Source organism: Pseudomonas sp. 02C 26 (assembly GCF_002843585.1).
In the GTDB taxonomy this organism is placed as follows: domain Bacteria; phylum Pseudomonadota; class Gammaproteobacteria; order Pseudomonadales; family Pseudomonadaceae; genus Aquipseudomonas; species Aquipseudomonas shirazensis.
Genome location: NZ_CP025262.1, coordinates 1,520,295 through 1,541,566, shown reverse-complemented (window position 1 = coordinate 1,541,566; position 21,272 = coordinate 1,520,295). Strand labels below are relative to the sequence as shown.

Genomic DNA, 21,272 nt, shown 5'->3' with positions numbered 1-21,272 from the left:
GTGTTCATCTTCAACCCACGCGTTTGCCGGAGTTGTGGTACAGATCAGCGAACATATCGGCCATGGCCTCTTCGCTGGGGTCTTCCTGCATTTGCACGCTGACGGCGCGGCTGACCAGTTGGTGCTTGCGCGGCAGGTGCAGGTCGTCAGGAATACGCGGGCCGTCGGTAAGATAGGCCACGGGCAGTTCATGACTGATCGCCAGGCTCAGTACTTCACCGAGACAAGCGGTTTCATCAAGCTTGGTCAGGATGCAGCCAGCCAGGCCACAGCGCTTGTAGCTGTGATAGGCGGCGGTCAGCACCTGTTTCTGGCTGGTGGTTGCCAGGACCAGATAATTCTTCGAAGCGATACCGCGCCCGGCGAGCGTCTCCAGCTGCATGCGCAGGGCCGGATCACTGGCCTGCAGGCCGGCGGTATCGATCAGCACCACACGCTTGCGCAGCAGCGGCTCCAGGGCCTGGGCGAGGGACTCGCCCGGGTCGACGTAGGTCACCGACACGTTGAGGATGCGGCCCAGGGTCTTGAGTTGCTCCTGAGCGCCGATACGGAAGCTGTCCATGCTCACCAGCGCCAGGTTCTGCGCGCCGTACTTGAGCACATAACGCGCTGCCAGCTTGGCCAGGGTGGTGGTCTTGCCCATGCCGGCCGGGCCAACCATGGCAATTACCCCGCCCTCCTCGATCGGTTCGATCTCGGGTACATCGATCATTCGCGCCAGGTGCGCGAGGATCATCCGCCAGGCTTGCCGCGGCTCGTCGATTTCGCCGGTCAGGTCGAGCAGTTCACGGGCCAAGGCACCGGTCAGGCCAACACGCTGCAGGCGCCGCCAGAGGTTGGCCTGCAGCGGTTTGCTGCCCTGCAACTGGCTCCAGGCAAGCGAGCCGAGCTGTACTTCGAGCAGTTCACGCAGGCCGGACAGCTCCGAGCGCATGGCATCGAACAGGCGCGGATCAACCGGCGCCACTGCCGGCGCAGCCGGGGCGGCGGGCTGCTCGACGTGCGGCTCGACCAAGGGCTCGGAAGCGGTCAGCGAGAGGCCGGCAAACAACTGACGGTTGCCGTCATCGGCATCGCTGCGGCTGCTCAGTTCGGCCTGGGCGGTAGCGATGCGCGACTGGGTCTTGCGCAGCTCGTCTTCAAGCTCAGGGTTGGGCACCCGCGGCGCCAGCGCCGACAGCTTGTAGTCCAGTGCAGCGGTCAGCTCAACGCCGCCGGCGATGCGCCGGTTACCGATGATAGCGGCATCGGAGCCAAGCTCATCGCGGACCAGCTTCATGGCCTGACGCATATCTGCGGCGAAAAAACGCTTAACTTGCATACTCCACTACCTCAGCCGTTCGGGCCCACGGTGGCAACGATGGTGACTTGCTTGTTGTCAGGTATTTCCTGATACGCCAAAACATGCAAATTCGGTACAGCCAGGCGGCCGAAGCGCGACAGCATCGCCCGGATCGGCCCGGCTACCAGAAGGATAGCTGGCTGACCTTGCATCTCCTGACGCTGGGCCGCTTCGATAAGCGAACGCTGTAGCTTTTCGGCCATGCTCGGTTCAAGAAGAACACCATCTTCCTGACCTTGCCCGGCCCTTTGCAGACTATTGAGCAAAATCTGTTCCAACCTTGGCTCCAAGGTGATAACAGGCAGCTCGGACTCAACGCCGACAATGCTTTGCACGATGGCGCGACACAATCCGACGCGCACTGCGGCGACCAGCGCGGCATTATCTTGACTCTTGCCAGCGTTGTTGGCGATAGCTTCGGCAATGCTGCGGATATCGCGCACCGGCACTTGCTCGGAGAGCAGAGCTTGCAGGACCTTGAGCAGCCCCGACAAGGAAATGACACCCGGCACCAGCTCTTCGGCAAGCTTCGGCGAGGCCTTGGCCAGTACTTGCAACAGTTGTTGGACTTCCTCGTGACCGATCAGTTCGTGGCAGTGCTTTTGCAGAATCTGGTTCAAGTGGGTCGCCACTACGGTGCTGGCATCGACCACGGTGTAGCCCAGCGACTGCGCCTGCGCGCGCTGGCCGATGTCGATCCAAACCGCCTCCAGGCCGAACGCCGGGTCACGCGCGGCGATACCGTTGAGGGTACCGAACACCTGGCCTGGGTTGATTGCAAGCTCGCGGTCCGGGTAGATCTCGGCTTCCGCGAGGATTACCCCCATCAGGGTCAGACGATAGGCACTTGGCTGCAGGTCGAGGTTGTCGCGGATGTGCACGGTCGGCATGAGGAAGCCCAGATCCTGCGAGAGCTTCTTGCGCACGCCCTTGATCCGCGCCAGCAACTGGCCGCCCTGGTTGCGGTCGACCAGCGGGATCAGCCGGTAGCCTACTTCCAGGCCGATCATGTCAATCGGCGTGACGTCGTCCCAGCCCAGCTCCTTGGTGTCCATTGCGCGCTGCGGGGATGGCAGCAGATCCTGCTGGCGCTGCACTTCTTCCAGCGCCTTGACCGCCTTGACCTGCTGTTTGCGCCAGACCAGATAGGCACCACCGGCGGCCATTACACCGAGGCTGAGGAAGGCCACATGCGGCATCCCCGGGACCAGGCCCATGACAATCATGATGCCGGCCGACACGCCCAAGGCTTTTGGCGAGTCGAACATCTGCCGGTTGATCAGCTTGCCCATGTCCTCGGAGCCCGAGGCGCGCGTCACCATGATTGCGGCGGCGGTGGACAACAGCAAGGATGGCAACTGCGCCACCAAACCGTCACCAATGGTCAGCAACGCATAGACCTTACCGGCCTCCCCACCCGACATGCCGTGCGAGAGGATACCGATCAGCACGCCGCCGATGAGGTTGATGAACAGGATCAGCAGGCCGGCAATGGCGTCGCCGCGAACGAACTTGCTGGCACCGTCCATAGAGCCGTAGAACTCGGCTTCCTGGGCGACTTCGGCGCGGCGCGCCTTGGCTTGGGCCTGATCGATCAGGCCTGCGTTGAGGTCGGCGTCGATCGCCATCTGTTTGCCGGGCATGGCATCGAGGGTGAAGCGCGCGCTGACTTCAGAGATACGCCCGGCGCCCTTGGTCACCACCACGAAGTTGATGATCATGAGGATGGCGAACACCACGGCACCGACCACGTAGTTGCCGCCGATCACCACCTCACCAAAGGCCTGGATGACCTTGCCCGCCGAGCCATGCCCCTCGTGGCCGTGCAGCAGCACCACCCGCGTCGAGGCGACGTTGAGCGCCAGGCGCAACAGCGTCGCTACCAGCAGAATGGTCGGGAAGGCGGCGAAGTCCAGCGGCCGCAGGGCATATACACAGACCAGCAGCACCACCAGCGACAGGGCGATGTTGAAGGTGAAGAACACGTCGAGCAGGAACGGCGGGATCGGCAACATCATCATTGCCAACATCACCAACAGCAACAACGGCACACCCAGGTTGCCCCGACCGAGTCCGCTCAGGTTGCTGCGCGCGTTGCTGATTAACTGACTGCGATCCACCGCGATTCCTCTTCAAGCAAAACTTTGACGCCTGTAGAGCGCCTGCGCTGCCTTTGCAAGAAGCTGTCCAACTTTGCCAACGGATGCCTGCGATCAGCTGTCGCGGCGCAGATCGTCCGGAATCGGCAGGTCTTTGTTCAGCGGATCAGTGCGTTTGTCCTCGCTGAGGCGGTGGCAGCAAAATCTGAACTGTGCCGGCCTGTGAGCTCTACCATTTCAGCCCAGTCCTGCTATATATGAAGCATCTACACAAGTCATCTCGCGATCTAGGCGTGCTTCTAAAACACCGATCGGAAAGTCCAAATCAACGACGTGTATAAAGACAAGGGCATCCTCCTGAATTCTGGCAGCGCGCTAGCGTCTGTGCTACCTTCGTCGGCGATACTGCTACCTTGCTCGGCTGGGGATTATTTTGGCAAGTTCTCTTGATAGCTTCATCATTTCGGACAAGCACCGTCATAAAACTGCTATGGATTTTGTTGTGGAATCCCTGAGAACGGGCATACTTTCAGGCGCTATTGCTGAAGGCACCCCTCTACGCCAGGAGGAGCTCGCGTCGAAATTCGGCTTGAGCCGCATGCCGATAAGAGACGCAATAAGGCAGCTAGAAGCAGAGGGACTGGTTTCTTATGAGGCCCATAAAGGGGCCTCGGTTGCCATCATGACGATTGAAGACATCGTTGAAATTTATGATATGCGAATAATGGCCGAATGCGCTGCTCTTGATTTCGGCTTCAGCGACATCACTGACGATGATGTAGAAAAGATGTCTGAAGTCCTGTCCGAAATGGACAACACCACGGATGCTTATCAGCTGAGCTTACTTAATGAGCAGTTTCATCATCTCCTTTATTCAAAAGCGCAGCGCCCAAGACTGCTTGCATTGATAAAGACGCTGCACGACTCTGTCGATCGCCATCTTCGTTTTTTGCTTACCAATCTCGACTACACCAATAAATCTCAGCAGGATCACAAGAATATCTTGAGCGCCTGCTCTAGAGGTGATCGTGAGGCAGCAAAAAAATGCCTGGCTTCTCATCTGGCCGAAGGACGAGATTCGATCGTTACATTCCTTGAGAAACGCCGCCAGCCAGACCTGTCGTAGAGCGCCCTCCGTCTGCTGGCAAGCGGGCATTGCTCAAGAGAACCTCGACCAACTGACTCATCGGATGGCCGGAATACTCCAGCATCCTCGGATACATGCTGGCGCTTGTGAAACCAGGCAGGGTATTGACCTCATTGAGGATTACCTCTCCTTCATCCGTCAAAAAAAAGTCCACCCTTGCCAAGCCTTTCAAATCGAGACACTCGAAGACTTGCTTGGAACATTCCTGAATACGCGCAGCGATGGCCAGAGGCAACAGGGCTGGAACGCGGAGCTCAGCACCACGACGACAGTCATACTTCGCCTCATAATCGTAATAGGCTTGCCCTTCATTTTTAATGATTTCACCCAGTGACGAGACGAATAATCCGTCGCTTCTCTCCAGCAAGCCGCATTCTATTTCTCTGCCCACAATCTCAGCCTCTGCCAATACCTTGCGATCATGTTGCACAGCCAAGGCATAAGCCTCGGCGTATCCCGCAGCGTCAGTCACCCGAGATATGCCAATGGACGAACCCGAGTTGGCAGGCTTGATGAAAAGTGTCGTGCTACCCAGGCACTCAACTAGGCGATCCCAAGGATGCATTGACCGCATAGACACCCATGGAGCTACGCGAATGCCGCAGGACTGGAGCAGTCGCTTTGTTATGTCTTTGTCCATCGACGCGGCTGAGCCCAGCACCCCGGACCCCACGCAGGGAATGCCGCACATTGCTGCCAATCCTTGGATCGTTCCATCTTCTCCCCAGCGGCCATGCAGTGCCGGGAAAAGTATGTCGATATTGATCTCATCCATAGCGCCTCTGCTGCTCAGAAAAATGGAGCAGCAACCAGGACGCAGCGAGACGATAGGAGCCGACGGCTCCCAGCTTTCTGGAAAAAGGTGGGATCGACCTAGATAACGCCAGACGCCTTGCTCATCTATCCCTATGCAGTGGACTTCTTTCCCCAACGCCATGAGCGCGGCATGAATTGTAGCTGCCGACTTCAGCGAAACCGAGCGCTCCGAACTCCTCCCCCCAAAAATCAGCGCGATTACATTTTGTTTCATCTTCTTGGTTCCTAGGCCGATATTCTTGGCTACTGTATCCAATATCCAATAAAAAGAGAACGGCTTCTTGCCGGCCAAAGGAATCGTCGTCCATGCCATTGCAGAGCTCTGAGCTAAACCCAGCGGTCAGGGGTAGCCGCAAATCAACAAGTGGAGATTTTTCTCGACAAATCCGAGCCATTGCCATATCTGCGCCCGAATGCCTCAGCGGCACGAAGTCAGGCAGAGCGCTGAACAGCAGTGATCCTGTAAGCCTATTCAACGCTTGCAGGTGTGCAGCGGACCACTCTCGAAGACTACACTCATAAAAAACTGACTGGATACTGTAGTGCCATGGCGGATATTTTGGAGCTCGAATACTTCCGTGCGGATTTCATTATTAATGACTCAGATCCGCATCTAATCGAGCTCAATACATTGCCTGGGCTAACCAACCACAGCTTATTTCCAAAGGCATGTCGAGAGCACGGCATAGCGTTTGATGATTTAGTGATTCGCTTGAACAATCTTCAACCAAGTCGCATGCTCGCTGAAAAGTGAACAAGCGATCGCCACCCATAACTTTCGCGATATAACTGAGCAGCTCAGGAGTCGTCGAAGTAGCCAGCATGTTGTAATGGGCCACAGCAAAGAGGTTACAGAATGATGGATGTCAACAGTTTTAAACGACCTACTGGGGGCGCTCAGTTTCGTTTACTTTTCCGTCCCCACACCTGCACTTTAATCCCGACGTAAATCGTCCGGAATCGGCAGGTCTTTGTTCAGCGGATCAGGGCGCTTGCCCTTGCCGGCGCGGTGCTGGCGGACCTGGAAGACGAACGCCAGCACCTGGGCTACCGCCAGGTACAGGCCGGCAGGGATTTCCTGCTCGATCTCGGTGGAGTAGTAGATCGCCCGCGCCAGCTCCGGCGACTCGAGAATCTGCACGTTGTGCGCGGCGCCGATCTCGCGGATCTTGAGGGCGATGAAGTCGCTGCCTTTGGCCAGCAGCAACGGCGCGGCCCCGCCCTTCTCCGGGTCGTATTGCAGGGCTACGGCATAGTGGGTCGGGTTGGTGATGATCACGTCGGCGTCAGGGATTGCCGCCATCATGCGCCGCTGCGAGACCTCGCGCTGCAATTGCCGGATGCGCTGCTTGACCTCGGGCTTACCGTCGGAGTCCTTGTGCTCGTCGCGCACTTCCTGCTTGGTCATCTTGAGCTTTTTCTGCGTTTGCCAGAGCTGGAACGGCACGTCCGCCGCAGCGATCAGCAGCAGCCCCGCCGAGACCCACAACGCACTCCAGCCGACCACTACCGCGCTGTGGATGATCGCTTGCTCAAGCGACTCGTTGGCAATGGACAACAGCGCTATACGGTCATTGAGCAGCACCAGCCAGCCCACAAACAGGATCAGTACAAACTTGGCCATCGCTTTGAGCAGCTCGGTCAGCGCGTTCAGCGAGAACATCCGCTTGATCCCGGCCAGAGGATTCATCCGGCTGAATTTGGGTTGCAGCAGGCTGCCGGAGAAGATGAAGCCACCCAGAATGATCGGCGATACAAAGGCAATCACGAACAGCATGATCAACAATGGCTGCGCCGCCCACAGCGCCTTCTGGCCTGATGCCAGCAGAAACAGACCCATCGAGCGCTCGTCGATCAGGACCTCGCGTGACACCGAGAAGTTGATCCGCATCAGGTCCATCAGGGTGTCAGCCAGATGGCCGCCGAACACCAGCAGGCCGCCGGCGCCGGCGAGGGTCACCGCCACAGTATTTAGCTCTTTGGAACGGGCGATCTCACCTTTCTTGCGCGAGTCACGCTTGCGCTTGTCGGTGGGGTCTTCCGTCTTGTCCTGGCCGCTCTCGCTTTCTGCCATGCTCAGCGCGCCCGTGCCAGATCACGCAGCCACTGCAGCGCTTCGCTGGCCAGTGCCTGGTAATGCGAGAGGATGTCGGCCAGGCCGACCCAGAACAGGCCAAGGCCGAGCACCAGGGTCAGCGGAAAACCGATCGAAAAGATGTTCAACTGCGGCGCCGCACGGGTCATTACGCCAAACGATACGTTGACCACCAGCAGTGCGGTGACCACCGGCAGAATCAACAGCACCCCAGCGCCAAATACCCAACTCAGACGCCCGGCTATTTCCCAGAAGTGTTGGACCACCAGGGCATTGCCGACCGGCAAGGTAGTAAAGCTTTCGCTGAGCACCTCGAACACCACCAGGTGGCCGTTCATCAGCAGAAACAGGATGCTCACCAGCATGGTCATGAACTGGCTGACCACCGCCACGTTGACGCCGTTGACCGGGTCGACCATAGAGGCGAATGCCATACCCATCTGGATCGCGACAATTTGCCCGGCGATGACAAACGCCTGGAACAGCATCTGCAACGAGAAACCGAACAGCGCGCCCACCAGGATCTGCTCACCGCACAGCATCAGCCCGCGCAGGCTCAGCGGGTCGAACTCCGGCATTGGCGGCAGCCCCGGCACGATGGCCACGGTAATCGCCAGCGCGGCATACAGGCGCACCCGCGCCGGCAGCATCTTGGTGCCGAAAATGGGCATGGTCATCAGCACCGCAGTGACGCGGAACAAGGGCAGCATGAAGGTCGCTACCCAAGTGCCGATCTGCGCGTCGGTAAGCTCCAGCATCGCCGGCTAACCGATCAACTGCGGGATGCTGGTGTACAGACCAAGCATGTATTCCATGAACTTGGTCACCAGCCAAGGCCCGACCACGATCAGCGTCACCAGCATCACCAGCAGACGCGGCAGAAAGCTCAGGGTCTGTTCGTTGATCTGGGTCGCAGCCTGGAACATCGCTACCACCAGACCGACCAGCAGGCTCGGCACTACCAGCACGGCAACCATCAGGGCGGTCAGCCAGAGCGCATCACGGAACAGGTCAACGGCAACTTCAGGGGTCATGCCACGCTCTCCTTGACGGTGTCAGAGGCCACCGAAACTACCGGCCAGGGTGCCCATGATCAGTGCCCAGCCATCGACCAGCACAAACAGCATGATCTTGAACGGCAGCGAGATGATCAGCGGCGACAGCATCATCATACCCATCGCCATCAGCACGCTGGCGACCACCATGTCGATGATCAGAAACGGGATGAAGATCATGAAACCGATCTGGAATGCGGTCTTCAGCTCCGAGGTGACGAACGCCGGTACCAGAATGGTCAGCGGTGCCTGCTCGGGGCTGGCAATGTCGGTGCGCTTGGACAAGCGCACGAACATATCCAGGTCGCTCTGCCGGGTCTGCGCCAACATGAAGTCCTTGAGCGGCCCCTGGGCCTTGTCGATGGCCTGCTGAGCCGTCATCTGCTCGCTCAGGTACGGCTGCAGGGCATCCTTGTTCACCTTGTCGAACACCGGCGCCATGATGAACAGGGTCAGGAACAAGGCCATGCCGGTGAGCACTTGGTTGGATGGCGTCTGCTGCAGGCCAAGGGCCTGGCGCAGGATCGAAAAGACGATGATGATGCGGGTGAAGCTGGTCATGAGGATGACGAACGCTGGAATGAAACTCAGCGCAGTCATGATCATCAGGATCTGCAGGCTGACCGAATACTCCTGCTGGCCGTCGGCGCCACTGGACAAGGTAATGGCGGGGATCGACAGCGGGTCGGCGGCCAGGGCCAGCGGCGCGGCCAGCAGCAGCGCCAGGGTCAACAGCATGCGCACGGCGCCGATCATCACTTGGTGTCCTTCTGATCCTTGCCCATCAGCTCCAACAGCCGCTGGGCGAACTCTGGAGTCGCCGGGCGGGCACTGGCAGGCACCTCGACCGGCTCGGCCAGCACATGCAAGGCCTTGATGCTGCCCGGGCTGTGCCCGAGCAGGATCTGTTCCTTGCCGACCTGCACCAGCAACAGCCGGTCACGCGGGCCGATGGTGCGACTGCCGATGATCTCGATCACCTGGCCACCGCGCGGCGCGGCGCCCTGCATGCGCCGCAGCAGCCAGGCCAGCGCGAAGATCAGGCCGACCACCAGCAACAAGCCAAAGACCATCTGCGCCAGTTGCCCGCCCAGACCACCTGGCGGCGTCGCAGCGGTAACCGGGGCAGCAGCAGGCGCTTGCGAGGCAACCACCACTTCGCTGACCAGCAGCGTGGCGACAGCGGCCACAGCGCGTATCACCGGCTTCACTCAGCGCAGCTTCTTGATGCGTTCGCTAGGGCTGATCACGTCGGTCAGGCGGATGCCGAACTTCTCGTTGACCACAACCACTTCGCCATGGGCGATCAGGGTGCCGTTGACCAGCACATCCAACGGCTCACCGGCGAGGCGGTCGAGCTCGATCACCGAACCCTGGTTGAGCTGCAGCAGGTTGCGGATGTTGATGTCGGTGCTGCCGACTTCCATCGAAATGCTCACCGGGATGTCGAGGATTACATCCAGGTTCGGCCCTTCGAGGCTGACGTTTTCATTGGGCTTGGGCGAGCTGGCGAACTCCTCCATCGGCAGGCGCCCGGCGCCGCCACTGTCGGCGGCCAGCAGTGCATCGATGTCGGACTGGCCGGCATCACCGGTTTCTTCCAGCGCGGCAGCCCATTCATCGGCCAGGGCCTGGTCCTCGGCAGAGGTGATTTCGTTTTCGTTAGCCATAGTGTCCTCGACAAGCATTCAATTCGGGGTTGCGACCGGCACGCCGTCAGCGGCGCTCGATCGGATCGATGATCTGCAGGGCCAGATTGCCCTTGTGCGAGCCCAGCCGCGCCTTGAACGACGGCACGCCATTGGCGCGCAGCACAAGGTGCTCGGGCAGCTCAACCGGGATCACATCGCCCGGCTGCATGTGCAGGATGTCGCGCAGTTTCAGCTGGCGGCGGGCAACCGTGGCGGTGACCGGCACACTGACATCGAGCACGTCCTCGCGCAGGGCCTTGACCCAGCGCTCGTCCTGATCGTCGAGGTCGGACTGGAAGCCCGCGTCGAGCATCTCGCGCACCGGCTCGATCATCGAGTAGGGCATGGTCACGTGCAGGTCGCCGCCGCCGCCATCGAGCTCGATGTGAAAGGTCGACACCACTACCGCTTCACTGGGACCAACGATGTTGGCCATGGCCGGGTTGACCTCGGAGTTTATGTACTCGAAGTTGACCGGCATGATCGCCTGCCAGGCTTCCTTGAGGTCAACGAAGCACTGATCCAGAACCATGCGCACCACGCGCAGCTCGGTCGGGGTGAACTCGCGCCCCTCGATCTTGGCGTGACGCCCGTCACCGCCAAAGAAGTTGTCGACCAGCTTGAACACCAGCTTGGCGTCGAGAATGAACAACGAGGTGCCGCGCAACGGCTTGATCTTGACCAGGTTGAGGCTGGTGGGCACGTACAGCGAATGGATGTACTCGCCGAACTTCATCACCTGCACACCACCGACCGCCACATCGGCGGAGCGGCGCAGCAGGTTGAACATGCTGATCCGGGTATAGCGGGCAAAACGCTCGTTGATCATTTCCAGGGTCGGCATGCGCCCGCGCACGATCCGATCCTGACTGGTCAGGTCGTAGCTCTTGATGCTGCCGGGGTCGGCAGCACTTTCGGTCTGTACCAGGCCATCGTCGACGCCATGCAGCAGCGCGTCGATCTCATCCTGGGACAGCAGGTCCTGTACGGCCATTACGGACTCCTACTGCAACACGAAGTTGGTGAACAGCAACTGGTCGATGACCGGTTTGCCGACTTCTTTCTGCGCCACTTCCTGGACCACCGCAGTGGCCTTCTGGCGCAGCATCTCCTGGCCCACCGAACTGCTGGCCAGGGTGTCGAAGCCTTGCCCCGAGAACATCATCACCAGGTTGTTGCGGATCACCGGCATGTGCACCTTGAGTGCGTCGATGTCAGCCTGGTTACGGCCTTGCAGGGTGATGCTCACCTGCATGTAGCGCTGGCGGCCATTCTGGTTGAAATTGACCACAAAGGCCGGCGCCAGCGGCTCGTAGATCGCAGCCGGCTTGACGTTGGCCAGGGCCGGGTCGGTGGCTGGCGCCGCTTCGCCCTTGTGCATGATGAACCAGGTAGCGCCCACCGACAGGCCAACCGCCAGCAGCAGTGCCACTACCATCAGCAGGATCAACTTGAGTTTGCCTTTTGCGGCGGGGTCTTTCACTGCTTCGCTCTTCGCCATGCCAATAATCCGTCGTCCATCAGGGGTTCGTAGGTGGATGACGTGGCTTGAGCAAGTGTTATGCCAGATATTGCAACGTAGACAAAACGCCGGGCCCGCCCGTCGTCACCCAACAGAGTGACGGCAGACTGGCCCGGCGTCCTGGATCAGCAAATGCTGGGTCAGGCGTAGTAATCGACTGCGCTGTCGCCGATCACTACTTGCTGCTCGGCCGCGCGTGAAGCCTCGCTCAGCTCACCTTGTTCACCTTGCTCAGCCGCAGCGGCGGCGCCGCGCCGTGCCGCCACACCGGACAGCTGCGATGCCTCTTGCTGCGCCTGCTGTTGCTGACCGCGGGACTGGTCGGCAACGTTGACGTCAGGCTGGGCCAGGCCCTGCTGCGCGAACAACTCACGCAAACGGTGCAGCTGGCTGTCGAGGCTATCACGCACACCGGCGTGACCACTGACGAAGGTAATCTGCGCGGCCTGGTCGGTGGCAATATTGACGCGGATGTCCAACCGACCCAGTTCGGCCGGCTCAAGCTGGATATCCGCCGACTTTAGGTTCTGGCTCGACAGGTACATGACCCGGTTGACCAGGCCTTCGGTCCAGGCACCCTGGTTCATTGCCAACGGCTGTTGCAGCGGGCTGGGGTTGACCGGCACGGCGTTGGCGGTCTTGGCGGTGGCGGCCTGGGTCAGCGTGGCCAGGCGGTCAGCGAAGTTGTCGACGCGGGTATCACTGCTGGCGCTCTTGATGTCTTTCAGGCCGTCCTCGATCAGGCTGCCGAAAGCTTTGTGGCCTGACTCGGACTTGTCGCCTTCGTGCTCGCCTTTCTCGACCACGTTCGCCAAGGTATTGACGGCAGCCTGGTTGCCGTCTGCGGGTGCCTTGCCAGTTTCTGACTGATTGGCCGCATGCGCCGAGGTCGTGCCTTTGGCCTGAGCACTGTGCTCAAGTGCAAAGCGCAGGCTTGGCAGGCCTGCCAAGGCGTCAGCTTCGGGGTCGAACGCAGCCTCGGCCGGCTCGCCGGTTTGCGGCGCTGCAGTTGCCGGCACACCCGCCTGCAAGACGGGAGCGATCGCCTGCGCCTGAGCCTGGATCAGTTGGGCACCGGCTGGGGCGTCGGTGACCTGGCCGGCAACCAGGCTGGCATCCACAGAAGCCTTGTTATCGCCGTCAGTGCTGGCGTCGGCCTGCTGCGCCGGGTCGCTGCCTGGCAAGTTATTGCCGTCAGCGGCAACCTCAGGCTTGTCGGCGGTCTGGGCCTTGCCGGCCGAGGCGGCGTCGGGCTTGTCCTTCGGTTTGGCCGGGGCTACCTTGTCGTCACGTTGGCCGACACTGTCGCGGGCCTGCTTTGCCATCACTTGATCAAAGCCTTTATCCTGCGCAACAGCGGCCGCAGGCGGCTTGTCGGCGCCCATCCGGGTCTGCTTGGCGGGAGCGCTGGCTTGGATCAGTGGATTGGGTACGACAGGCATCGAGGGTCTCCGCGCCGGCTTGCGGCAAAATCGTCTGCACAGAGACAGGCAAAACTCGCGCCAGTTTTGCTCAACTGCCGGAGACACGCTCACATTCGAGTAGGTAGAAGCACTTCACCTGGCGGTATTCGGAGTCGATACGGTTGACCAGGTCTTCAACACCATAGGCCGGCGACTGCTTGACCCGCTCTTCGAGCTGCTGGCAAAGGGCGGCCAAACCGACCGCACCCATGTTGCTGCTGCTGCCCTTGAAGCTGTGCGCGGCCATGCCCAACTCACTGGCATTTCTCGCGCCATGCAATTGGCTCAGGCGCCGCTCGGAGTCTTCCAGAAAAATCTCCAGCAGTTGCTGATAGCCACCCTCCATGATGTCCTGCAAGTCACGCAGGACCCGCTCATCGATGTGCACGTCCATCATCTGTTCACTCCCTGTTGAGGCGGCTAGGCCTGGCAGCGTGCTCACCAGAGCACCTCTACCTTGGCGCATCGACCGCCCTCGATCCATTGTGCATCCTGACTCAGGCGCCGCACCAGATGTATTCCGCGCCCACTGAAGGCATCCTGGCGTGGCAGCCGTGCCAGCACCTGCTCGACATCGAAGCCGACACCGCTGTCACGGATTTCGATGATCAGACGCCCTCCTCGCTCCCAGGGTTCAACCTTGAGATCTATCCGAATGTAACCGTCGACCTGCTGCGCAAGTCGCTCACCGCGCAACCGGTAAAACTCTGAAAACCCTGCCGCATCGCCCTTTAGCGCTGAATCAAGGCCGAGCACGCCGTGTTCCAGGGCATTGGTATAGAGCTCGGCAAAGACGCTGTGCAACTGTCCGGCAAGCGGTCGCAGGCCATGGATTTCCTGCAGCAGCTGCAGCAGTTGCGGAACTGGATTGACCCACCGCAACGTCTCGCCGCGCAGCTCGAAGCCTAGCGACCAATCGAGCGGGCTGCTGCGCCCCCTGTCGGCATGGCCGGCGTTGGCGGGTAAATCCGCTGCTGGCTCGAGCATGCGGATATCACACAGGCTGACATCATCCCGAGCGCGCCCGCCAAACGCCTGCAAGGCTTGCAGCAGTTCCTCGAACAACAGTGCGGGGGGGCGGTTCAGGGCGATCACCTGCTGCAGGCGCTCGACCCCAAACAGTTGCCCGTCGGCGTTGCTGGTCTCGACTACACCATCGGACAGCAGCAACAGCCGCTCACCTGGCGCCAGCGGCATCACCTGGGTACGCTCATCGAAGCGTTCCGGGGCCAGCACACCCAGCGGTAGCTGGGTAGACGGCAAGGTCGCCAGCACTTCGCCGCTGGCCGCCAGATGATAGCCATCGGGCATCCCGCCACCCCAGAACTCCACGGTGCCGCGCTGGTAGCTGATGTTCAGCAGCAACGCACAGCAAAACATGTCTACCGGCAGGATGCGCTTGAGCTTGGCGTTCATTTCGCGCAGCGTCTGCGCCAGACCATAGCCCTTGCCGGTCATGCCATAAAACGCCTCTGCCAGCGGCATGGCGCCGACCGCTGCGGGCAGGCCATGCCCGGTAAAGTCACCCAGCAGCACATGCATGTCACCCGAGGGCGTGTAGGCCGCCAGCAGCAGGTCGCCATTGAACAGCGCAAAAGGCGACTGCAAATAGCGGATATTCGGCGCCTGCAGGCAGCCGGTATGGGCGACCTTGTCGAATACCGCCTTGGCCACGCGCTGCTCGTTGAGCAGATGCTGGTGGTGCAGGGCTATTTCATCGCGCTGCTCGAGGACCTTGGCCTGCAACCTGTGCAGGCGCTCCATGGCGCCGATCTTCGCCGCCAGAATCACCGCACTGTAGGGTTTGGCGATGAAGTCGTCGCCACCGGCTTCAAGGCAGCGCACCAGCGCCTGTTCCTCGCTCAATGACGTGAGAAAGATGATCGGCACCAAGGTCTCGCCGGCCAGCGCCTTGATCTGCCGCGCGGCCTCGAAGCCATCCATGATCGGCATCAAGGCGTCGAGCAGCACCAGTTGCGGCCGGTGCTGGCGAAACAGCGCCACCGCCTCGGCGCCATTCTCGGCGGTCAACACCTGATGACCCTGGCGGCGTACGATCTGCGCCAGCAACAGGCGATCGGCAGCGCCATCCTCGGCAATCAGCACCTGCAAAGTGGCTTCAGCCGGCATGAGCGCGGTCAACTGATGTCGAACAGTTTTTCGAAGTTGGAGATCGCCAGGATCTTGCGCACATCGGCTGTGGCGTGCACCACGCGCACGTCGGAGTCGTCACCGCCAACATGGTCACGCAACAGCAACAGCATGCCCAGCGCAGAACTGTCCAGGTAGGTTGCCTCACTCAGGTCGACCACGACCTGCTCGGGCCGGCCGTTCTGCCGCTCGTAAGCATCGCGAAACGCCTGATGCTTGGCGAAATCGAAACGGCCCTTGATCGCAATCGTCAGCTTCTTGCCGTCGGGGGAAAGCGTAGGTTCCACTGCCATGCTAGCGATTCCTTCGATGATGGCGGATGCAGCTTCAGAAGGTTTAGAAGACGCGCCGACAAGTTGCAAGCGACAGCGCCAACAAACTCGACCAATGCCTAGTAAGCGCTGGATCGCGGCAGGCGCTGGGACAGCTCGTCCAGCAGCTTTTGCTCGCGCTTGTCTTCGAGCCGGCGCGCCTCATCCATGTAGCGCTGTACCAGCTTGCGCAAGCCCTCAACCCGGGCGTAAGCCTGCTGCCAGGTGGCACGGGCATTGTTGAGGTTGCTCTGGTGCCAGGCCAGGCTCTGCCGCTGCTGGGTCATGGCCGTTTCCAGCTGGGCCAGAAAGCGCTGATAGTTGAGCAGCCAGCTGCCGTTGACGCCCTGCCCACCACGGTTGATCCACTGCAGCTGGTAGTCTTCGCGAAAACGCTCGAGCTCGGCCAGCTTGGCCTGGGCCTGGGCCACCTGCTGCTGGAAGTGACCAAGGCGCTGGACCGCCTTGCGCTCAGCCTCTTCGGCAATGTTCACCACCGGCGCCAGGCGCGCGGCACGGCTAGGCGTGCTCATGGCTTAGCCACCGCCTGTGGGCGTGGCAAACACGCCGGCCAACTGCTCACGGCTCTGCGTGCCGCTGACGTTTTCGTCCAGGCCCTGACGCAGGAAGCCGACCAGGCGTGCCTGCAAGGCAATCGCCAGGTCGGTCTCGGGATCGCCGCCCGCAACGTAAGCGCCCACGCTGATCAAGTCGCGGCTCTGCGACAGGCGCGACCACAACTGCTTGAATTTCTGCGCTTGGCGCAAGTGATCGGCGTCTACTACCTGCGGCATGACCCGGCTAATCGAGGCTTCGATGTCGATCGCAGGGTAATGACCTTCTTCGGCCAACCGCCGCGACAGCACAAAGTGACCGTCGAGCACACCCCGCGCCGCATCGGCGATCGGGTCTTGCTGGTCATCACCTTCGGACAGCACGGTATAGAACGCTGTGATCGAGCCCCCGCCGGCCTCGCCGTTACCGGCGCGCTCGACCAGCTTGGGCAGCTTGGCGAATACCGACGGCGGGTAACCGCGGGTCGCTGGCGGCTCACCGATGGCCAGGGCGATTTCGCGCTGGGCCTGGGCAAACCGGGTCAGCGAGTCCATCAGCAACAGGACATTCTTGCCCTTGTCGCGAAAGTATTCCGCGATGCGCGTGCAGTACATCGCAGCGCGCAGGCGCATCAGCGGCGCATCGTCGGCCGGCGAGGCGACTACGACCGAACGCTTCAGGCCTTCTTCACCAAGGATATGTTCGATGAACTCCTTGACCTCCCGCCCCCGCTCGCCGATCAGGCCGACCACGATGATTTCGGCTTCGGTGAAGCGCGTCATCATGCCCAGCAACACCGACTTACCGACGCCGGTACCAGCGAACAGACCCAGGCGCTGGCCGCGGCCGACGGTAAGCAGACCGTTGATGCTGCGGATGCCGACATCCAGTGGTTGGCTGATCGGGTCACGGTTCAGCGGGTTGATGATCGGCCCGTCTATCGGCACCCAATCTTCGGCCTTCATCCCACCTTTGCCATCCAGCGCCCGGCCAGCACCATCGAGCACCCGGCCAAGCATGCTCATACCCATCGGCAGGCGCCCGCTGTCATCCAGCGGCACCACCCGCGCGCCCGGCGCGATCCCGGCAATGCTGCCAACCGGCATGAGGAACACCTTGGTCCCGGCAAAGCCCATCACCTCGGCCTCGACCTGCACCGGGTGGTAGCTGTCGTCGTTGATCACCAGGCAGCGACTGCCGACTGCGCCGCGCAGGCCTTCGGCCTCAAGTGTCAGGCCGACCATGCGCAACAGGCGACCCTCGACCACCGGCTGCTCAGGCAGGCTGATCGCCTCGGCGTAGCCGCCCAGGCGCTTGCCGAAGCTGGTGCGGTCAAGGCGCATCGGTGCTGCCCAGGTCCAGGCTGATATCGGCAGGCGCCGGATGCAGGGCCTGATCGTGCAACTGGTCGAACAGCTGCGCTACGGCCTTCTCGATGCGGGTTTCCATGCTGGCGTCGATGCGGCTGTGGGCGGTTTCGATACGGCACCCGCCGGGCAACAACGTTTCGTCTTCAAGGATTTTCCAACTCTCTTCGTGGCGTTCGCGCAGGGCCTTGGCCAGTTCGAAGTCCTGCGGATTGAGGTGGATGCGGATATTGTCGGCGCCCATCGGCAGCAGCTTCAGCGCGCTGCGCAGCACCTGGGTGATCTGGCTCGAATCAGTGCGTAGCTCACGGCCGATGACCTGCCGCGTCATGTGCGCCACCAGGTGCACCAGCGAGCGCTCGATCTGGGTGTCCTGCTCGGCAATCGGCTCGAGCAGATGCGCCAGCAACTGCTCAAGCTCACCCAGCTTGGCGGCGAGGGCTTCTTCGGCTTCCTGGCGGACCTTGAGCTGGGTGCTGTGAAAACCCTCGCGCTCACCGGTGGCAAAGCCTTCGTTGTAGGCCTCCTGGCGAATCGCTTCGAGCTCTTCGAGGGTCAGCGGCTGGACCTCGTCGAGGGGCACCTCTTCGATTTCCGGCTCGATGACTTCAGGCTCAGGCTCCGGTGCTGGCGCAGGCGCCGGGTCAAAGCTGGGCAGCGCCCAGACATCGACGCCTTCAAGGTCGCGGGCACGGATCAGGTCGCTGGGGTGTTCGGTGGTGGACATGCTGTGGGGCTCTCAAAAACCATGTTCGGCCAACGTACGCCCTGCTCTCGCGCGCGTCGGTGGAAAAATCCAGCGTGCCAGAGCTGGCGCCTGAGGTCGAACCTTTCAGCGCCAGCCTGAACAAGGCTTAGATCATTTCTTCGGCGCCCTTGCCGCCCAGCACGATCTCGCCGGCATCGGCCATACGCCGCGCGATGGTGAGGATTTCCTTCTGCGCGGTCTCGACGTCGCTGACCCGCACCGGGCCCTTGGCTTCGAGGTCGTCACGCAGCAGCTCGGAAGCACGTTTGGACATGTTCTTGAAGATCTTGTCCTTGACCCGCTCGTCGGCGCCCTTGAGCGACACCACCAGCACGTCCGAGGCCACTTCGCGCAACAGTGCCTGAATGCCACGGTCGTCGACGTCGGCGAGGTTGTTGAAGACGAACATCAAGTCTTCGATCTGTTCGGACAGGTCGCCATCGATCTCGCGGATCGAATCCATCAGCTGACCTTCGACCGAACTGTCGAGGAAGTTCATGATATCGGCAGCCCGCTTGATACCACCCAGCGTGGTCCGCGCGGCATTGGAGTTGCCGGAGAACTGCTTCTCGAGGATCTGGTTGAGTTCCTTGAGCGCCGCTGGCTGTACCGTGTTCAACGACGATACGCGCAGGATGATGTCCAGGCGCACCTTGTGGTCGAAGTTACCCAGCACCTCACCGGCCTGGTCAGGGTCCAGGTAGGCCACCACGATGGCCTGGATCTGCGGGTGCTCGAAGCGGATCACGTCAGCCACGGCGCGTGGCTCCATCCACTTCAGGCTGTCCAGGCCGCTGGTGTTGCCACCGAGCAGAATGCGGTCGATCAGGCCGTTGGCCTTGTCCTCGCCAAGGGCTTGGTTGAGCATCTTGCGGATGTAGCCGTCGGAGCCGACGCCAAGGCTGGTCTGCTCGCCGACGATTTCGACGAACTCGCTCATCACCTGCTGGACCTGGTCGCGATGGATATTGCCCACCTGCGCCATGGCCACACCGACTCGCTGTACTTCCTTGGGGCCCATATGGCGCAGGACCTGCGCGGCATCGGTTTCGCCCAGCGACAGCAGCAGGATCGCGGCCTTGTCGGTGCGGCTCAGTTTGGCGGTAACGGCTCGGTTATCACTCATCGGCGTTGATCCACTCTTTCACGACCTGGGCGACGCGGCCCGGGTCTTCGGCCACCAGGCCTTTGATTGCGTTCAACTGCGCCTCATATCCCTCACTCGGGCTTGGCAACAGAATGCTTTGCGGGCCACCCAGGCTGACACGGTCGTTGGCCAGATCGCCATCCAGACCAATCATCCCACCCAGCTCCATGTCGCCGTCGGCAGCAGACTGCTTGCCACCGCCGGTGATGTTGTTGAGCACCGGACGTAATACGCCGAACACCAACACCAGAATGAACAGCACACCCATCATCTGCTTCATGATGTCCCAGAACCAGGGCTGCGAGTAGAACGGGATATCGGCGATTTCAGGGCTGCGATCAGCGGCGAACGGTACGTTGATCACGGTCACGCTGTCGCCACGGCTCGCATCAAAGCCCACCGCGTCCTGGACCAGGCGGGTGAAGCGCGCCAGATCTTCGGCGCCCCACGGTGCACGGGTGGTTTCGCCAGTCGCAGCATCGAGCTTGGCCTGATCATCCACTACCACTGCCACCGACAGGCGGCTGAGGCGGCCCTGTTGCTGACGGGTATGGCTGATCGAGCGATCCAGCTCGAAGTTCTTGGTCGACTGCTTGCGCTTGTCGGCCGGGTACGGTGCGAGCATAGGCTGGCCGGTGGCCGGGTCCATGATCTGCGCGCCATTGGCATCCAGCAATGGCTGGCCAGGCTGAATGGCACCCGCTGGGGTTGCCGCGGCGGTGGCGTTTTGCGGTGCGGCAGCGGCTGCTGGCGGCTGGTTGCTCAGAGCACCCGGCACGCCTTGCGGCCCCTGGCTGCTGGTGCGCTGCTCGTCGACCGACTGTTCGCTGCGCAGGGCTGGCTGATCAGGGTTGAACTGCTCGGAGGTCGACTCGACTGCACTGAAGTCGACATCGGCCGACACTTCAGCCTTGTAGCGGTCATTGCCCAGCACTGGCTGCAGGATGTTGTGCACACGCTGGGTGAGCATGCCTTCCATGCGTCGGCTGTAATCGAACTGCTTGCCGGCCATGGTCAGCGAAGAGTCCTGCAGTTGATCGGAGAGCAGGTTGCCTTTCTGGTCGACCACGGTGACCTGGGTCTTGTCCAGTTCCGGCACGCTGGTCGCCACCAGATTGACGATCGCCATCACCTGGCCCGGCTCCAGCGCACGGCCCGGATACAGTTCGACCAGTACCGACGCACTTGGCTTGCGCTCGTCGCGCACGAATACCGAGCTTTTCGGGATCGCCAGATGGACGCGGGCGGCCTTGACGTTGTTCAGGCTCGACACGGTGCGCGCCAGCTCGCCTTCCAGGCTGCGCCGGTAGCGGGTCGCCTCCATGAACTGGCTGGTGCCCAGACCCTGCTCTTTGTCGAGCATCTCGAAGCCGACGTTGCCGTCGCTGGGCGCCACGCCAGCGGCTGCCAGTTTCAGGCGCGCACGGGAGAGGTCGTCGGCCTTGACCAGCAGAGCGCCGGAGTTGGGCTCAACGTTGTAGGGGATGTCGGCAGCGCCAAGCACTTCCATGACCTGCTTGGTGTCCATGCCGGCCAGGCTGCCATACAGCGGCCGGTAGTCCGGCTGCTGCGACCAGAGCACCACGGCAAAGCCGATAGCCACACTGGCAGCCAGCCCGACCAACAGGCCAACCTGACGCAGGGCGGGCATCCGCGAGATGTTTTCCAGGAACGACATGCCGAACAGCGGCGGCTTGGCCACTGGCGGCCCGCTCTTGGCGGGGGCGTTATCGACGACTGCTTCGGCCATGAGTCAATTAGTC

The 21,272-nt window shown here is 61.4% G+C and carries 22 protein-coding genes; 2 read left to right on the top strand and 20 right to left on the bottom strand.

The genetic code is table 11. From position 1 onward, the window contains the following. Positions 1-10 precede the first annotated feature (10 nt). Positions 11-1,321 (bottom strand): flagellar biosynthesis protein FlhF, encoded by a 1,311-nt coding sequence (gene flhF, locus CXQ80_RS07115; RefSeq protein WP_101317881.1) that lies wholly within the window; start codon positions 1,319-1,321, stop codon positions 11-13. Between the two features lie 11 nt (positions 1,322-1,332). Continuing rightward, on the bottom strand, positions 1,333-3,462 hold the full coding sequence (gene flhA, locus CXQ80_RS07110; protein ID WP_101317879.1) for a flagellar biosynthesis protein FlhA: 2,130 nt from the start codon (positions 3,460-3,462) through the stop codon (positions 1,333-1,335). A gap of 412 nt (positions 3,463-3,874) precedes the next feature. On the opposite strand from flhA, the gene CXQ80_RS07105 reads away from it, so the two are divergent. Next, complete coding sequence (locus tag CXQ80_RS07105; RefSeq protein WP_256585706.1) at positions 3,875-4,567, top strand: GntR family transcriptional regulator; 693 nt, start codon at positions 3,875-3,877, stop codon at positions 4,565-4,567. Here the strand turns inward: CXQ80_RS07105 and CXQ80_RS07100 are convergent. Then, positions 4,527-5,717, bottom strand: a complete 1,191-nt coding sequence (locus CXQ80_RS07100) for a D-alanine--D-alanine ligase family protein (protein ID WP_178080753.1) — start codon at positions 5,715-5,717, stop codon at positions 4,527-4,529. The genes CXQ80_RS07105 and CXQ80_RS07100 overlap by 41 nt on opposite strands. 174 nt (positions 5,718-5,891) lie before the next feature. Between CXQ80_RS07100 and CXQ80_RS07090 the strand changes: the two genes are divergently transcribed. Continuing rightward, entirely contained in the window at positions 5,892-6,158 is a 267-nt protein-coding gene (locus CXQ80_RS07090; protein WP_101317875.1) for a hypothetical protein, read from the top strand. Positions 6,159-6,338: 180 nt separating this feature from the next. Here the strand turns inward: CXQ80_RS07090 and flhB are convergent, their stop codons facing one another. The 17 genes from flhB to fliF form a co-directional block, all read right to left on the bottom strand. Next, positions 6,339-7,478, bottom strand: a complete 1,140-nt coding sequence (gene flhB / locus CXQ80_RS07085; protein WP_101317873.1) for a flagellar biosynthesis protein FlhB — start codon at positions 7,476-7,478, stop codon at positions 6,339-6,341. 2 nt (positions 7,479-7,480) lie between these two features. Then, the gene (gene fliR, locus CXQ80_RS07080; RefSeq protein WP_101317871.1) at positions 7,481-8,257 is read right to left on the bottom strand and encodes a flagellar biosynthetic protein FliR; all 777 of its coding nucleotides are present in this window, start codon (positions 8,255-8,257) and stop codon (positions 7,481-7,483) included. 6 nt (positions 8,258-8,263) lie between these two features. Further along, complete coding sequence (fliQ, locus tag CXQ80_RS07075; RefSeq protein WP_101317868.1) at positions 8,264-8,533, bottom strand: flagellar biosynthesis protein FliQ; 270 nt, start codon at positions 8,531-8,533, stop codon at positions 8,264-8,266. A gap of 21 nt (positions 8,534-8,554) precedes the next feature. Continuing rightward, positions 8,555-9,310 carry a flagellar type III secretion system pore protein FliP gene (gene fliP, locus CXQ80_RS07070; protein ID WP_178080752.1) on the bottom strand — a complete coding sequence of 252 codons (756 nt, stop codon included), beginning with the start codon at positions 9,308-9,310 and terminating at the stop codon, positions 8,555-8,557. Further along, positions 9,310-9,765, bottom strand: a complete 456-nt coding sequence (fliO, locus tag CXQ80_RS07065) for a flagellar biosynthetic protein FliO (protein WP_101317866.1) — start codon at positions 9,763-9,765, stop codon at positions 9,310-9,312. Before fliO ends, fliP begins: the two co-directional genes overlap by 1 nt. Next, positions 9,766-10,224 carry a flagellar motor switch protein FliN gene (gene fliN / locus CXQ80_RS07060; RefSeq protein WP_101317864.1) on the bottom strand — a complete coding sequence of 153 codons (459 nt, stop codon included), beginning with the start codon at positions 10,222-10,224 and terminating at the stop codon, positions 9,766-9,768. 46 nt (positions 10,225-10,270) lie between these two features. Further along, positions 10,271-11,239, bottom strand: a complete 969-nt coding sequence (fliM, locus tag CXQ80_RS07055) for a flagellar motor switch protein FliM (RefSeq protein WP_101317862.1) — start codon at positions 11,237-11,239, stop codon at positions 10,271-10,273. Positions 11,240-11,248: 9 nt separating this feature from the next. Next, positions 11,249-11,746 carry a flagellar basal body-associated protein FliL gene (gene fliL, locus CXQ80_RS07050; protein ID WP_101317860.1) on the bottom strand — a complete coding sequence of 166 codons (498 nt, stop codon included), beginning with the start codon at positions 11,744-11,746 and terminating at the stop codon, positions 11,249-11,251. Between the two features lie 161 nt (positions 11,747-11,907). Further along, complete coding sequence (locus CXQ80_RS07045) at positions 11,908-13,209, bottom strand: flagellar hook-length control protein FliK (protein WP_101317858.1); 1,302 nt, start codon at positions 13,207-13,209, stop codon at positions 11,908-11,910. A 70-nt stretch (positions 13,210-13,279) separates the two neighbouring features. Further along, a complete protein-coding gene (locus CXQ80_RS07040; RefSeq protein ID WP_101317857.1) occupies positions 13,280-13,627 on the bottom strand; it encodes an Hpt domain-containing protein in 348 nt (115 codons plus the stop codon). A 41-nt stretch (positions 13,628-13,668) separates the two neighbouring features. After that, positions 13,669-15,360, bottom strand: a complete 1,692-nt coding sequence (locus CXQ80_RS07035; protein ID WP_101317854.1) for a fused response regulator/phosphatase — start codon at positions 15,358-15,360, stop codon at positions 13,669-13,671. An 8-nt stretch (positions 15,361-15,368) separates the two neighbouring features. Continuing rightward, positions 15,369-15,674, bottom strand: coding sequence for an STAS domain-containing protein (locus tag CXQ80_RS07030; RefSeq protein WP_101317852.1), 306 nt, complete (start codon positions 15,672-15,674; stop codon positions 15,369-15,371). Between the two features lie 98 nt (positions 15,675-15,772). After that, positions 15,773-16,225, bottom strand: a complete 453-nt coding sequence (gene fliJ, locus CXQ80_RS07025; protein ID WP_101317850.1) for a flagellar export protein FliJ — start codon at positions 16,223-16,225, stop codon at positions 15,773-15,775. A 3-nt stretch (positions 16,226-16,228) separates the two neighbouring features. Further along, entirely contained in the window at positions 16,229-17,590 is a 1,362-nt protein-coding gene (fliI, locus tag CXQ80_RS07020) for a flagellar protein export ATPase FliI (RefSeq protein WP_101317848.1), read from the bottom strand. After that, positions 17,580-18,341: a flagellar assembly protein FliH gene (fliH, locus tag CXQ80_RS07015; RefSeq protein WP_101317846.1), complete on the bottom strand. Its 762-nt coding sequence runs from the start codon at positions 18,339-18,341 to the stop codon at positions 17,580-17,582. Before fliH ends, fliI begins: the two co-directional genes overlap by 11 nt. Before the next feature lie 127 nt (positions 18,342-18,468). Further along, positions 18,469-19,488, bottom strand: coding sequence for a flagellar motor switch protein FliG (gene fliG / locus CXQ80_RS07010; protein WP_101317844.1), 1,020 nt, complete (start codon positions 19,486-19,488; stop codon positions 18,469-18,471). After that, positions 19,481-21,259, bottom strand: coding sequence for a flagellar basal-body MS-ring/collar protein FliF (gene fliF, locus CXQ80_RS07005; protein WP_101317842.1), 1,779 nt, complete (start codon positions 21,257-21,259; stop codon positions 19,481-19,483). Before fliF ends, fliG begins: the two co-directional genes overlap by 8 nt. Between the last annotated feature and the right edge of the window lie 13 nt (positions 21,260-21,272).